Raw genomic sequence first — 12,819 nt, forward strand, 5'->3', positions numbered from 1 at the left:
CCTTCAGACGCGGTCGATGATCTTGTCGCCGAACAGCCCCTGGGGCCGGATCAGCAGCACCGCCAGTGCCAGGACGTAGGCGAACCAGTTCTCGATGCCGCCGCCGAGGAAGGGGCCGAGGTAGATCTCGGAGAGCTTCTCGCCCATGCCGATGATCAGGCCGCCGATGATGGCGCCGGGCACCGAAGTGAGCCCGCCGAGGATCACCACCGGAAAGGCCTTGAGCGCCACCAGCGAGATCGAGAACTGCACGCCCAGCTTGCTGCCCCAGATCATGCCGGCCACCAGCGCGACAATGCCGCCGATCGACCACACGATCACCCAGATGCGCGCCAGCGGAATGCCGATCGACTGCGCGGCCTGGTGGTCGTCGGCCACCGCGCGCAGCGCGCGGCCGGTGCTCGTCTTCTGGAAGAACAGCGTCAGCGCCACCACCAGCGCAGCCGCGATCACGGCCGCGTAGAGGTCTTCCTTGCTCAGCAGAAGGCCGCCTTCGAACATGCTCTCGAGCACCAGCAGCGGCTCCTTCGGCATGCCGATGTCGATCTTGTAGGTGGCGCTGCCGAAGATCAGCTGGCCCGCGCCGTCGAGCACGTGCGAGATGCCCAGCGTGGCCATCAGCAGCGTGATGCCTTCCTGGTTGACCAGCCGGCGCAGCGCCAGGCGCTCGATCAGCCAGGCCACGATCACCATGCACAGCGCCGCGGCGATGAAGCCGAGCACCGCGCCGAGCACCGCGTTGTCGAAGCCGAGCCAGGACGGAATCCATTCGGCGAAGCGCGCCATGGCGAGCGCCGCGAACAGCACCATCGCACCCTGCGCAAAGTTGAAGACACCCGACGCCTTGAAGATCAGCACGAAGCCCAGCGCCACCAGCGCGTAGAGCATGCCGGCCATCAAGCCGCCGAAAACCGTTTCGATGAAGAAACCCATGGGGCCCGCCGTTCCTAGTGTTCCGCGCCGAGGTATGCCCGGATCACGTCTTCGTTGCTGCGCACTTCGTCGGGCGTGCCGTCACCGATCTTCTTGCCGTAGTCGAGCACCACCACGCGGTCGGAAATGTCCATCACCACGCCCATGTCGTGCTCGATCAGCACGATGGTGGTGTTGAACTCGTCGTTCACGTCGAGGATGAAGCGGCTCATGTCCTGCTTCTCTTCCACGTTCATGCCGGCCATCGGCTCGTCGAGCAGCAGCACCTGCGGCTCCATCGCGAGCGCGCGGCCCAGGTCGACGCGCTTCTGCAGGCCGTAGGGCAGCTGGCCCACCGGCGTCTTGCGGTACGACTGGATCTCCAGGAAGTCGATGATCTGCTCGACGAACGCGCGGTGCTTGAGCTCTTCGCGCTCGGCCGGCCCCCAGCGCAGCGCCTGCGCCAGCAGGCCGCTCTTCATCTTGAGGTTGCGCCCCGTCATGATGTTGTCGAGCACGCTCATGCCCTTGAAGAGCGCCAGGTTCTGGAACGTGCGCGCCACGCCCATCTCGGCCACCTGGCGCGAGTTCATGTGCTTGAAGGTCTGCCCGCGAAAGGTGATGGAGCCCTGCTGCGGCCAGTACACGCCGTTGATGCAGTTGAGCATCGAGCTCTTGCCCGCGCCGTTCGGCCCGATGATGGCGCGCACCTCGTGCTCGCGCACGTCGAAGCTGATGTCCGTCAGCGCCTTCACGCCGCCGAAGCTCAGCGAGATGTTCTGCACGTCGAGGATGACGTCGCCGGTTTTTCTAGCCATGGAGTTGCCCCAGATTCATCTCACGCTGCCTTCGCCATGACGGGAAACCGATTCGCATCGACGATCGACAGCGTGGCGCTCACCATGCCCGTGCGGCCGTCCTCGAACTTCACCTGCGTCTCGATGAACTGCTCGGCCTTGCCGCCGTACAGCGCATCGACCAGCACCGCGTACTTCTCGGCGATGAAGCCGCGCCGCACCTTGCGCGTGCGCGTCAGCTCGTCGTCGTCGGGGTCCAGCTCCTTGTGCAGCACCAGGAAGCGCGCGATCTGCGTCTCGCCCATGCCGGGTTCGGCGGCCAGGTCGGCATTCACCTTGCCGAGGCATTCGGCAATCAGCGCCAGCACCTCGGGCTTGCCGGCCAGGTCGACGTAGCCGCCATAGGCCAGTCCGCGGCGCTCGGCCCAGTTGCCCACCGCTTCGTAGTCGATGTTGATGAAGGCGCAGACCTCGTTGCGCGCGTGGCCGAAGCACACCGCCTCCTTGATCTGCGGAAAGAACTTGAGCTTGTTCTCGATGTAGTTGGGCGCAAACATCGCGCCGTTCGACAGCCGGCCCACGTCCTTGGCGCGGTCGATGATGCGCAGGTGCCCCTCGGCGTCGAGCACGCCGGCGTCGCCGGTGTGGAAGTAGCCTTCGGCGTCGAGCACCTCGGCCGTGGCGTCGGGGCGCTTGTAGTACTCCTTGAGCACCGACACCCCGCGCACCAGCACTTCGCCGTCGTGCGCGATCTTCAGCTCGATGCCGGGCGCGGCCGTGCCCACCGTCTGCAGCTTCACCTTGCCGTCCTGCTGCAGGCACACATACGCGCAGGTCTCGGTCTGGCCGTAGAACTGCTTCAGGTTCACGCCGATCGAGCGGTAGAAGCGGAACAGGTCGGGCCCGATGGCCGCGCCCGCCGTGTAGGCCACGCGGATGCGGCTCATGCCCAGCACGTTGCGCAGCGGCCCGTAGATCATCACGTCGCCCAACGCGTACTTGAAGCGGTCCCACACGCCCACTGGCTGGCCGTTCAGGATGTCGGCGCCCACGCGTTGCGCAAGGCCCATGAACCTGGCATAGAGCCAGCGCTTGGGCGCGGCCGCGTCTTCCATGCGGATCGACACCGCGGTGAGCAGTCCCTCGAAGGTGCGCGGCGGGCCGAAGTAGTAGCTCGGGCCGACCTCGCGCATGTCGTTCATCACCGTGGCCGCCGACTCCGGGCAGTTGAGCGTGAAGCCGCCCACCAGCCACTGCGCCACCGAGAACAGGTGGTCGCCCACCCACGCCATCGGCAGGTAGCTCATGATGTTGTCGCCGGGCCCGAGCCGGTCGGTCTCGACCCCGCCGCGGCCCGCCGCGATGAAGCTCGCATGCGTCTGGCACACGCCCTTGGGCCGCCCCGTGGTGCCCGAGGTGTAGAGGATCACGCCCACGTCGCCCGGCGCGCCGCTGGCCACCGCGGCGTCGTACACGCCGGGGTTGGCCGCATCGAATGCACGGCCCAGTTCGCGCAATTGTTCGTAGCTCATCAGGCCCGGCTGGTCGTAGTGCCGCAGGCCCTTGGGATCGTCGTAGACGATGTGGCGCAGGCGGTCGGGCCGGCCCGCTGCGGCCTGCAGCTCGCGGCATTCGAGCAGCTTGTCGACCTGCTCCTGGTCTTCGACGATCACGAAGTCGATCGACGCGTCGTCGAGCATGAACACCATCTCGTTGGCCACCGCGTCCTGGTAGAGCGGCACCGGCACGCCGCGCAGGCTTTGCGCGCCCACCACCGCCATGTACAGGTGTGGGCGGTTGGCGCCAACGATCGCCAGGTTGTCGAAGGCCTTGAAGCCCAGGCTCGCGAGGCCGCAGGCGATCTCGCGCACCTCCTGCGCCACGTCGCGCCAGGTCCAGGTCTGCCAGATGCCGAGGTCCTTCTCGCGGATCGCGGGCGATGCGGGCTGCGCCTGCGCATGCGCCAGCAGCAGCCGGGGAAACGTGGGGGCGTTAGACGGTTTGTTCACAGTGCGCGGATCGTAGGCTTGCACTTTGACGTCATGTTGTCGTTCCGACGACAATCCTAGGGACAACACTCCCCGGAGTTTCCCGATGCAAAGCGCCCCACCCAGCGCCCTGACCCTGAGCGGGTCGAACTCCCTGCGCGACCGCGTGCGCCCGGCCGGCCCGTCTGAGCTCGAAGGCATTCCGTGGCTGCCCGCGCTCACCCCCGCCGAGCGCCGCCGCGCCGAGGCCGCGCTGGTGGTGGGCGATGCCGAGGTCGGCGACCTGGTCTGCCGCATCGGCCGTTCGCCCACCTACTGGTTCGGCGTGGTCGAGGGCCTGCTCAAGATGAGCAACGACAACGCCGACGGCGGCTCCGTCACTTACACCGGCGTGCCGCCCGGCGGCTGGTTCGGCGAAGGCACCGTCATGAAGCGCGAGCCCTACCGCTACAACATCCAGGCCCTGCGGCGCAGCGTGGTCGCAGGCCTGCCGATCGAGAGCTTTCATTGGCTGCTCGACCATTCGATCGGCTTCAACCGCTTCGTGATGAACCAGCTCAACGAGCGGCTCGGCCAGTTCATTGCCGCGCTCGAGATCGACCGGCTCAACAACCCCGACGCGCGCGTGGCGCGCAACCTCGTCTCGCTGTTCAACCCCGTGCTGTACCCCGGCGTGGGCGAGGTGCTGCGCATCACCCAGCAAGAACTCGCCTACCTGGTCGGCCTTTCGCGCCAGCGCGTGAACGAGGCGCTCAACATGCTGGCCGCGCAGGGCCTCATCCGCGTGGAGTACGGTGGCCTGCGCGTGCTCGACCTGCCCGGCCTGCGCGCCACCGCCATGAGCAGCCGCAAGGCCGCGCCCAGCGACGACCATCACCCCGACGACACACAGGACCACACCACGCCATGAGCCTCAAGGACCAGATCCAGATCGTGCCGGCCGATGCCGACGTGTCGCGCCTCGTGCCGCCGCCTGCAACCTCTTCAGCGCCGGCACCGAAGGCCGAAGACGCCGGCCCGACGCCCGAGCAGCTCGCCGAGCACAACGACGCGCTCAGCGAGCGGCTCGCCGCCATGGACGAGCTGCTCGCCAAGCCACTGAAGGACATCCTCGCCGAGCACGAAAAGGCTGGCGAATCCGCCCTCGCGTGGGACCGCTACGGCGCCATGTGGATGCTGTCGCAGCGCGCCATGCGGCGCGTGGCGATGGACCTGGCCGCGCAGCTCGGCGTGAGCGAGCAGGAGATCGTCGCGCGCGCCATGGCGCATGCCAACGCGGTGCTCAACGGTGCGGACGAAGAAGACCTGGGCGGCAGCATCGCGCCGGCGCAGATGGCGCATATCGCGCGGCACAAGGCCTTCTTGCGCAGCCAGTTCCGGGGCGGCTGAGCGGTTGACATCGACGCTCGCGCAGGTAGGGTGTACCCCGCCGTCGCCGACAACGAACCGATCACAGCCATGACAAACGCCAACCCCGCGCAAGAACAACAACAACAGCCGCCGCGCCCCAAGATCACCTTCGCCGCACCCGTCGTCATTCCCGCATTGCTGGTCCTTGGCGCTCTGCTGGTCTTCTGCGGCGTCTACCCCGAACGCGCCGACGTTCTCTTTCCGAGTGCGCAGGCCTGGGTGGTGCAGCACTTCGACTGGTTCTACACCGTCGCCGTCACGATCTTTCTCGTGTTCCTGCTCGGGCTGGCCGTCAGCAGCTTCGGCGACATCCGGCTCGGGCCCGACGACTCGGTGCCCGACTTCAACTTCGTCTCGTGGGCCGCCATGCTCTTTGCCGCGGGCATGGGCATCGGCCTCATGTACTTCGGCGTGGCCGAGCCGCTGCAGCACTTTCTGAAGCCGCCCACCGCCGCGGGCGGCACCCCCGCCGCCGCCAGGGAGGCGCTGCAGTCCACCTTCTTCCACTGGGGCTTTCATGCGTGGGCGGTCTACGGAACCATGGGCCTCGTGCTTGCGTACTTCGGTTTTCGCTTCAACCTGCCGCTCACCATGCGCTCGGGCCTCTACCCGCTGCTGAAAGACCGTATCAACGGACCCATCGGCCATGTCGTCGATGCCTTCGCGCTCGTCGCCACCATCGCCGGCATTGCCACCACGCTCGGCTACGGTGCGCTGCAGCTGGCCGCCGGCCTGCAGCTGCTGACCGGCTGGGACACCTCGGGCGCCGCCTTCCGCCTGGGCATCATCGTCGTCGTGGTCGGCCTTGCCGGCATCTCGGCCGTGACGGGCCTCGACAAGGGCGTGCGCCGGCTCAGCGAACTCAATCTTTCGCTCTCGTTCCTGCTGCTCGGCTTTGTCATCATTGCCGGGCCCACCGTCTTTCTGCTGCAGGTCCTGAGCGAGAACATCGGCGGGTATCTGTCGAACCTGGTCAGCCTCTCGCTGCGCACCTTTGCCTATGAGCCCTCGACCGAGCCCGGCTGGTTCGGCGGCTGGACCATCCTTTACTGGGCCTGGTGGATCTCGTGGTCGCCCTTCGTCGGCATGTTCATTGCGCGCATCTCTCGCGGGCGCACCATCCGCGAGTTCATCGTCGGCGTGCTGCTCGTGCCCACCGCCTTCAACCTGCTGTGGATGACCGCCTTCGGCAACGGCGCCATCTGGATCGACCTCAACGTTGCGCAGGGCGCCCTTTCGCAGACAGCGGGCAACGTCGACGCGCTGCTGTTCCGCTTCTTCGAATACCTGCCCGCCACCGCCGCCGTCTCGTGGCTCGCCGTGGTGCTGATCGCCGTGTTCTTCGTCACCTCGGCCGACTCGGGCTCGTATGTTGTCGACGCCATCGCCTCGCGCGGCCATCCGCGCTCGCCCGTGTGGCAGCGCCTGTTCTGGGCCGGCGTGCTCGGCGTCACCGCCATGGTGCTGCTGCTCGTCGGCGGCCTGAAGGCGCTGCAGGCCATGACCCTGCTGGCCGCGCTGCCCGTCACCCTCATCATGCTGATGCTCTGCTACGGCCTGTGGCGCGGCCTTGCGGCCGACCGCGTGCATTCGATGCAAGACCTGGCGCCCGCCACCAACTTCTGGAGCGGCCAGCACTGGCGCCGCCGCCTCGAGCAGATGGTGCAGGACTCCACGCGCGACGACGTGCTGCGCTACCTGCGCGGCACCGTGCTGCCCGCGATGAACGAGGTGTCGGAAGAGTTCAGGAAGCGCGACGTGCTCGCCCACGTGCATGACGACCTGGACAACGGAGACGGCGATGGGGCGAGCACCGTGCGCATCAACATTCCCGACCCCGACCTGCGCGACTTCACCTATGGCGTGCGCATTGCGCACCGCATGCTGCCCGTGTTTACCGTGCACGAGGCCGCGGCGCAGACCGAGCCCGCGCAGGTTTACGAACCCACCACCTTCTTCGAGGACGGGCGCCAGGGCTACGACATTCAGTACCTGCGGAAGGAAGAGGTCATCGCCGACATCTTGCGGCAGTACGAGCGGTATCGGTCGTTGAGTGCGAACCGGCGGACGCACCTGCTGAGCAGGGCGCCGGGGCATGCGGATCCGGTGCCTTGAGGATGCTGCCCGCGGAGGGAGTTTTTCGGCTTAGTTGGCGTGGCTAAAGTCGGTGGTCGGTTGCGGCGAGACGCCTGAACCCTTACCAAAAGGAAGATAAATGAAAGGCTCCTGCCTCTGCGAGTCAGTCAGCTACAAGGCGACGCGCCTTGCCGGACCGATCGTTCACTGCCACTGCACCACCTGCAGGAAGGCGCATGCCGCTGCGTTCACCTCGACTGCGCGTGTTGATCGGGAGGATTTCGAGTGGCTTTCGGGTGAGGAGGTGATTGGCTCGTTCGAGTCGTCACCCGGGAAGCTGCGGCATTTCTGCACTCGGTGCGGCACGCACTTGATGGCTGAATGGGTTGCGCAGCCGCAGGTGATCTTGCGGGTGGCGACATTGGATGAAGATCCTGGGGCTAAGCCGACTGCGCATATCTGGATGTCGCATGAGACGCCTTGGTTGGAACATCAAAGCGCGATTCCGTCGTTTGACGAGGCGCCTCCGCACAAGGGCTGAAATCTAGCCCCCACTGGCGGGTCACAGGCACAACGGACATCCGGTTCCGCTGCATAGCAGCCGTTCGCTTGAACTGTATGCCGTAAAGATCCATGCCTTACCTTATGTCGCCGAGCCATCCCTCGACCTCGTGCGGGGACGGTGAACGTTCTTCAGATCAACGCGGTAGTCACATTCAAACCGTCCCACGGCAACGCGGATAGTCCGAGCACCCCCAGAATTCCTGCCGTGCGTTGGGGCCCTTTCTCGCGGTACGTCGCACCATCGGCTGTGTGCATCTGGGGCAGGTCGGAGCGGCAGCCTTCACGGCTTGCGGTGCTGTGTTGCTCGCTTGCCCGACCTTGTGATCAGCGCTGGGCTTGGCCGGAGCGCTGCCCCGCGCCTGCTTCAACAAGCGGTGCAATTGCGGCCCATCGAGTAAGCGAAGATTGCGGCCACTCGCGAACGCTTCGGCCTCGGCCGTGAACCGCCCCGACGTAACCACGAATCCACCGGCGGCGCCCTTCGCCGCCATGGCGCCATAGAGCTCGCGCACCACCGGCACGCCGACTTTGTGGGCCCGCCATTGCTTGCACTGCACCAGATACTTCTCGCCGTTCTTTCGAAGCGTGAGGTCGATGCCGTCGTCCGGCCCAGGCTCGAAGTTCTCCGTGACCTGGTAGCCCTGCAGGCGAAAGCCCTCGCCCACGAGCATCTCGAACTCCTGCCAGCTCATGTTCTCGAGGATGTCGGGCGCATCGGAGCGGGTCACGTTGTCCATCAACGTTCGGCGCTTGTGCCGCCGCCAAGCGGAGATCGCTGCGCCAGCAAGGCAGAGGATCGGCACGATGTACTGCCCGGCGGTGGCAAGGCCGCGTCCCACGGCGCCGACCATGACGTTGCCCATTTCGGCGGCACTCACGGCAGTGGCAAGGGGCGCAATCGCTATGCGGTGAAGCACCAGGTAGCCGGCAATCGCCAGGATGACGCCGACGTACCAAGGCAATAGCGCGATCAGGTCGATGGTGTCTTCGGCGGGGCTGGTCTTTTTGCGGCGGGCCATCGGTGAATGCTTCCTTTTGGGGGATTCTGCCGAATAGCGATCAGTTTTGATACAGGGTGTTACGGCATAGCGCATGCCTTGGTTGCTGGAGAGTGCTTGGCAACCGCACCTGTGAACCAATCGGCACGCCGCCTTATATTTGCCAACCCGGGCAAGGCTTCTTTATCAAGCCGCCGCCCTCCGGCCCCACCGCCTTTCGACGACAGACCCCCACCCCATGCCCACCACCCACCTCCACCTCATCACCGGCGCCTCCCGCGGCCTCGGCCGCGCCATGGCCGAGCAACTGCTCGAACAACCCGGCAACCACGTCCTCCTCTGCATCTCCCGCCGTCAGAGCCCCGAACTTGCCGAGCACGCCAAGAAGAAGGCCGACAACGGAAACAGCATCGAGTTCATCCAATGGGAGCAAGACCTCTCCGACCCCATCGCCGCCGCCGCCCGCGTGCGCGAATGGCTCGCGGCGCAAGACCCGCAGCGCTTCGACACGGCCACGCTCATCAACAACGCGGGCACGGTCGGCAACCCGGCGCCGTTGTCGGCTTCGGACGATGCCGATCTGTCCCAAGCGCTGCGCATCGGGCTCGAAGCGCCGATGCTGCTGACGGCGGCGTTCCTCGGCGGCACGCGCGAATGGCGCGGGGCGCGGAAGGTGCTCAACATCTCGTCGGGCCTGGGCCGCAACGCAATGGGCAGCCAGGCGCCGTACTGCGCGGCGAAGGCGGGCATGGACCACTACTCGCGCGCGGTGGCGCTCGAAGAAGCAGCCAATGCGTCCAACAACGGCGCGCGCATCGTGTCGCTGGCGCCGGGCGTGATCGACACCGACATGCAGGTGCAGTTGCGCGGCACGTCGGCCGAGAAGTTTCCGGACCGCGGTCGTTTTGAAAAGCTCAAGAGCGAAGGCCTGCTCGACAGCCCGGCCTCGGCGGCGGCGAAGGTGCTCAAGTACTTGGCGCGTGCGGACTTCGGCAGCAAGCCGGTGGCCGATGTGCGCGACACGGACTGATCGTTACACCATGGCCACTGCACAAGGCATCGATACCGGCGAGTACAAGCTCTTTCCCTCGCCGCGCAATATTCACCGCATCGTCTTCGCGCACCAGGTGTTCGTGCCTTACCCGTACGCGTTGATCGTGATGAACGAGTTCGGGTTCAAGGGGCGCCACAGCCTGTTTGCTGCTTACCGGTTGAAGGACGGGAAGATGGGACAGGTGGCCAGCTTTGAGCTGGAGGCGGATGTGGAGATTTTTAATCGGAAGTTTGTGCCGGATTGAATGAGGGCGCTGGCGGTGGTGGCGCTGCCTGCCCCCATCCCTGCCTTCCCCCGGAGGGGGAAGGAGTAAAGCCAAAGGCCGACGGAGTTATGACTGCATGGCGAAGCGGTCGCGTTGGGCTTGGGCGCATGCGCCCATCACGGCGAGGGCGCGCTCGACTGTGGGGGTGCCTAGAACGAAGGGGTTGGGCGCCTGCGCGGTCTGCGGTTGCCGCAGCGCGGTCAGCTTGTCCTGCGAGCCGTCGATGTTCGAGTGGTTCGACAGCAGCACGTCGACGCGCTGGCTCTGCACGATGCCGCCCATGCGCTGCGTGGCGCCGATGTAGGCGTCGAGCCGCGGAATGTCGTTGCCGAAGTTGAAGCCGGTGCCGCCCCACAGCATGGCGCGGTGCTTCTGGCCGTTGGCGGCTGTCACGTCGAACACGGGCGACAGGGTGCCGCGCGTGTGGCCGGGCGTGAGGTACAGCGTCACGCTGGTGTCGCCCAGGCGGATGCGGTCGCCGTCTTTCACGGAGATGTCACGCTTGGGCGGCGCACCCCAGAGCGGGGTCGCAAACTCGAGCCGGGTCTCGGTCATGGTCCAGTCGGCGTCGCTCATCACCACGCGCGCGCGGTACTTCCTGGCCAGGTAGCTGGCGCCGCCGTAGTGGTCGCCGTGGCCGTGCGTGACGATCACGTACTTGATCTGCGCAGGGTCGAGGCCCAGCTTGCGCATGCCGCCCTCGATGAGCGTGGCGGCCTCGGCCTGGGTGTTGAGCGCATCGATGAGGATGATGCCCTGCGAGGTCTTGATGGCCCAGGCGCTGACCCAGTCGGCACCGACGAAGTAGAGGTTGTCGAAAGCCTTGCCCGGCGGCGGTGCGGGCCGGGCGATGAAGCCGGCCAGGCTCTTGTCGAGCGCGTCCTGCGGCGGCCGCGCGGCGGGCGCGGGCTTGCACAGCGTCAGCAGTGCGGTGAGGTCGGTGCCCGCGGCGCGCGTGGCGGCAGCCACATGCGAGTCGACAGATTCCTTCGACGGGCCAAGGGCCGCGTGGTCTGGGGGGCGGGTGGGGATCTGCGCGCAACCCTGCACCAGGGCCACCACCGCCGCCGCGAGGGCGGTGGTGATGGTCAGCTGGCGGGTGGCCTTCGCTTTCTGTGATGCCATCGGTGGTGTCTCCGTGCCGGCGGTGCGGCCTGTGGTGGAGACACCATTCTGCGACGGCGCGCGCTTATTCGAGGGTCGCGCCCGAGGCTTTGACGATGCCTTCCCACTGCGTGTAGTCGGTCTTCAGCAGGGTGCCGAACTGCTCGGGCGTCATGCTCTGCGGCTCGGCGCCCTGGGCGATGATGGCGGCCTTCATTTCGGGCGTGGCGAGCAGCTTGTTGACTTCCGTATTCAACGTGGCGATCACGTCCTTGGGCGTCTTGGCGGGCACGAAGATGCCGTACCAGGTGCTCACGTCGAAGCCCTTGTAGCCGAGCTCGGCCACGGTGGGCGTGTCGGGCAGCGAGCTGCTGCGCTTGGCGCTGGTCACGGCCAGCGGGCGAAGCTTGCCGGCCTTGATCTGGCCGAGCGCCGAAGGCACCGACGAGACCATCAGGTCGACGTTGCCCGCGAGCACGTCCATCATGGCGGGGTTCGATCCCTTGTAGGGCACGTGGCGCATCTTGATCTTGGCGGCGCCGTTGAAGATCTCGCCGGCCAGGTGGATGGTGGTGCCGTTGCCGGGCGATCCATAGGTCACGGTGTCGGGCGCGGCGCGCGCAGCGGTCACCACGTCGGCGAGCGACTTGAACTTGGAGTCGGCGCGCGTGACGATCACCACGGGCGTGTAGGCGACGTGGGCCACGGCCGCAAAGTCGTTCACGGAGTTGTAGCTCAGGTTCTTGTAGAGCCAGGGCGCGACGACCATGTTGTCCTTCTGGCCCATCACGATGTCGTAGCCGGTGGGCGCGGCGCGCGCGGCCTCGGCAATGCCGATGGTGCCGCCGGCGCCGCCGCGGTTGTCGGGCACCACGGTCCAGCCCTTGGCCTCGGTGAGCTTCTGCGCCACCAGGCGCGAAAGAATGTCGGTGCCGCCGCCGGGCGGGAACGGCACGATCATGCGCACCGACTTGGCGGGATAGGGCGCGGTCTGCGCCTGAGCGGGTGCGGTGGCAAAGGCCAGGGGGAGTGCCAGCGAAAGCGCCAGCGTGCCGAAGTTTCTGCGGATCATGGAATGTTGGTTGTCTCTGTCTGGAGGATCGGGGAATGCAGCCGATGCACGGCTGGCGTGGGTATTTTCCGCCGGATTGACATCGCCGCTCGAAGCGCAAATACTTCACCGTATGGTTGAGTATTTTTGGCTCGCCCGCCGCAGCGCCAGATCGGTGCCGCGCCGGGCTCAACAGGAGAAGCGCATGCTCGGAAACATCGACGCGACGGCCAACCTGGCGGTGAAAGACCTCGCCACGGCCCGCCGCTTCTACGAAGACACATTGGGCCTCGCGCAGGTCGACGCCGAGGGCGACGAGGTGATCGTCTACCGCAGCGGCGGCACGCGCATCAACGTGTACCGCTCGGCCTTCGCCGGCACCAACCAGGCCACGGCCGTGACCTGGGGCGTCGGCAACGACATCGAAAGCCTCGTGGCCGCGCTCAAGGCCAAGGGCGTCAAGTTCGAGCACTACAAAGACATGCCCGACACGCGCCTCGAAGGCGACCTCCACGTGATGGGCGACATGAAGGTCGCGTGGTTCAAGGACCCGGACGGCAACATCCTGAACCTCATCAACATGTGAGGATGCCCGCCGGG

The 12,819-nt window shown here is 66.5% G+C and carries 13 protein-coding genes; 7 read left to right on the forward strand and 6 right to left on the reverse strand.

Annotated elements, in window-relative coordinates:
* Positions 1–3: 3 nt before the first annotated feature.
* The 3 genes from AC3A6R_RS13980 to AC3A6R_RS13990 are packed head-to-tail and all read right to left on the reverse strand — an operon-like array spanning position 4 to position 3,718.
* Positions 4–933: a branched-chain amino acid ABC transporter permease gene (locus AC3A6R_RS13980; RefSeq protein ID WP_487861004.1), complete on the reverse strand. Its 930-nt coding sequence runs from the start codon at positions 931–933 to the stop codon at positions 4–6.
* A gap of 14 nt (positions 934–947) precedes the next feature.
* Positions 948–1,730: an ABC transporter ATP-binding protein gene (locus AC3A6R_RS13985; protein ID WP_487864623.1), complete on the reverse strand. Its 783-nt coding sequence runs from the start codon at positions 1,728–1,730 to the stop codon at positions 948–950.
* Between the two features lie 20 nt (positions 1,731–1,750).
* Complete coding sequence (locus AC3A6R_RS13990) at positions 1,751–3,718, reverse strand: AMP-binding protein (protein WP_487864624.1); 1,968 nt, start codon at positions 3,716–3,718, stop codon at positions 1,751–1,753.
* A gap of 85 nt (positions 3,719–3,803) precedes the next feature.
* Between AC3A6R_RS13990 and AC3A6R_RS13995 the strand changes: the two genes are divergently transcribed.
* From AC3A6R_RS13995 to AC3A6R_RS14010, 4 genes are all read left to right on the forward strand, one after another.
* Positions 3,804–4,607 carry a Crp/Fnr family transcriptional regulator gene (locus AC3A6R_RS13995; protein ID WP_487864625.1) on the forward strand — a complete coding sequence of 268 codons (804 nt, stop codon included), beginning with the start codon at positions 3,804–3,806 and terminating at the stop codon, positions 4,605–4,607.
* Positions 4,604–5,086 (forward strand): hypothetical protein, encoded by a 483-nt coding sequence (locus tag AC3A6R_RS14000; protein WP_487864626.1) that lies wholly within the window; start codon positions 4,604–4,606, stop codon positions 5,084–5,086. The genes AC3A6R_RS13995 and AC3A6R_RS14000 overlap by 4 nt, the downstream gene beginning before the upstream one ends.
* 69 nt (positions 5,087–5,155) lie before the next feature.
* Positions 5,156–7,222 (forward strand): BCCT family transporter, encoded by a 2,067-nt coding sequence (locus AC3A6R_RS14005; RefSeq protein WP_487864627.1) that lies wholly within the window; start codon positions 5,156–5,158, stop codon positions 7,220–7,222.
* Between the two features lie 100 nt (positions 7,223–7,322).
* Positions 7,323–7,724: a GFA family protein gene (locus tag AC3A6R_RS14010; protein ID WP_487864628.1), complete on the forward strand. Its 402-nt coding sequence runs from the start codon at positions 7,323–7,325 to the stop codon at positions 7,722–7,724.
* A gap of 175 nt (positions 7,725–7,899) precedes the next feature.
* Here AC3A6R_RS14010 and AC3A6R_RS14015 read toward each other — a convergent pair whose 3' ends face one another.
* Positions 7,900–8,766 (reverse strand): restriction endonuclease, encoded by an 867-nt coding sequence (locus tag AC3A6R_RS14015; RefSeq protein ID WP_487864629.1) that lies wholly within the window; start codon positions 8,764–8,766, stop codon positions 7,900–7,902.
* Between the two features lie 217 nt (positions 8,767–8,983).
* On the opposite strand from AC3A6R_RS14015, the gene AC3A6R_RS14020 reads away from it, so the two are divergent.
* Positions 8,984–9,775 carry an SDR family NAD(P)-dependent oxidoreductase gene (locus tag AC3A6R_RS14020; RefSeq protein WP_487864630.1) on the forward strand — a complete coding sequence of 264 codons (792 nt, stop codon included), beginning with the start codon at positions 8,984–8,986 and terminating at the stop codon, positions 9,773–9,775.
* A gap of 10 nt (positions 9,776–9,785) precedes the next feature.
* Positions 9,786–10,043, forward strand: coding sequence for a hypothetical protein (locus AC3A6R_RS14025; RefSeq protein ID WP_487861016.1), 258 nt, complete (start codon positions 9,786–9,788; stop codon positions 10,041–10,043).
* An 87-nt stretch (positions 10,044–10,130) separates the two neighbouring features.
* Here the strand turns inward: AC3A6R_RS14025 and AC3A6R_RS14030 are convergent, their stop codons facing one another.
* Complete coding sequence (locus tag AC3A6R_RS14030) at positions 10,131–11,189, reverse strand: MBL fold metallo-hydrolase (RefSeq protein WP_487864631.1); 1,059 nt, start codon at positions 11,187–11,189, stop codon at positions 10,131–10,133.
* Positions 11,190–11,253: 64 nt separating this feature from the next.
* Positions 11,254–12,240, reverse strand: coding sequence for a Bug family tripartite tricarboxylate transporter substrate binding protein (locus AC3A6R_RS14035; RefSeq protein ID WP_487864632.1), 987 nt, complete (start codon positions 12,238–12,240; stop codon positions 11,254–11,256).
* Positions 12,241–12,424: 184 nt separating this feature from the next.
* Between AC3A6R_RS14035 and AC3A6R_RS14040 the strand changes: the two genes are divergently transcribed.
* The gene (locus tag AC3A6R_RS14040; protein ID WP_487864633.1) at positions 12,425–12,805 is read left to right on the forward strand and encodes a VOC family protein; all 381 of its coding nucleotides are present in this window, start codon (positions 12,425–12,427) and stop codon (positions 12,803–12,805) included.
* The last annotated feature ends 14 nt before the right edge of the window (positions 12,806–12,819 follow it).

The sequence above is a fragment of the Variovorax sp. Soil_C_19 genome, assembly GCF_057657255.1.

Bases quoted from the DNA above. Each gene is read 5' to 3' on its own strand.
- AC3A6R_RS13980 (WP_487861004.1), bottom strand. From the start codon at position 933: ATGGGTTTCTTCATCGAAACGGTTTTCGGCGGCTTGATGGCCGGCATG.
- AC3A6R_RS13985 (WP_487864623.1), bottom strand. From the start codon at position 1,730: ATGGCTAGAAAAACCGGCGACGTCATCCTCGACGTGCAGAACATCTCG.
- AC3A6R_RS13995 (WP_487864625.1), top strand. From the start codon at position 3,804: ATGCAAAGCGCCCCACCCAGCGCCCTGACCCTGAGCGGGTCGAACTCC.
- AC3A6R_RS14000 (WP_487864626.1), top strand. From the start codon at position 4,604: ATGAGCCTCAAGGACCAGATCCAGATCGTGCCGGCCGATGCCGACGTG.
- AC3A6R_RS14005 (WP_487864627.1), top strand. From the start codon at position 5,156: ATGACAAACGCCAACCCCGCGCAAGAACAACAACAACAGCCGCCGCGC.
- AC3A6R_RS14010 (WP_487864628.1), top strand. From the start codon at position 7,323: ATGAAAGGCTCCTGCCTCTGCGAGTCAGTCAGCTACAAGGCGACGCGC.
- AC3A6R_RS14015 (WP_487864629.1), bottom strand. From the start codon at position 8,766: ATGGCCCGCCGCAAAAAGACCAGCCCCGCCGAAGACACCATCGACCTG.
- AC3A6R_RS14020 (WP_487864630.1), top strand. From the start codon at position 8,984: ATGCCCACCACCCACCTCCACCTCATCACCGGCGCCTCCCGCGGCCTC.
- AC3A6R_RS14025 (WP_487861016.1), top strand. From the start codon at position 9,786: ATGGCCACTGCACAAGGCATCGATACCGGCGAGTACAAGCTCTTTCCC.
- AC3A6R_RS14030 (WP_487864631.1), bottom strand. From the start codon at position 11,189: ATGGCATCACAGAAAGCGAAGGCCACCCGCCAGCTGACCATCACCACC.
- AC3A6R_RS14035 (WP_487864632.1), bottom strand. From the start codon at position 12,240: ATGATCCGCAGAAACTTCGGCACGCTGGCGCTTTCGCTGGCACTCCCC.
- AC3A6R_RS14040 (WP_487864633.1), top strand. From the start codon at position 12,425: ATGCTCGGAAACATCGACGCGACGGCCAACCTGGCGGTGAAAGACCTC.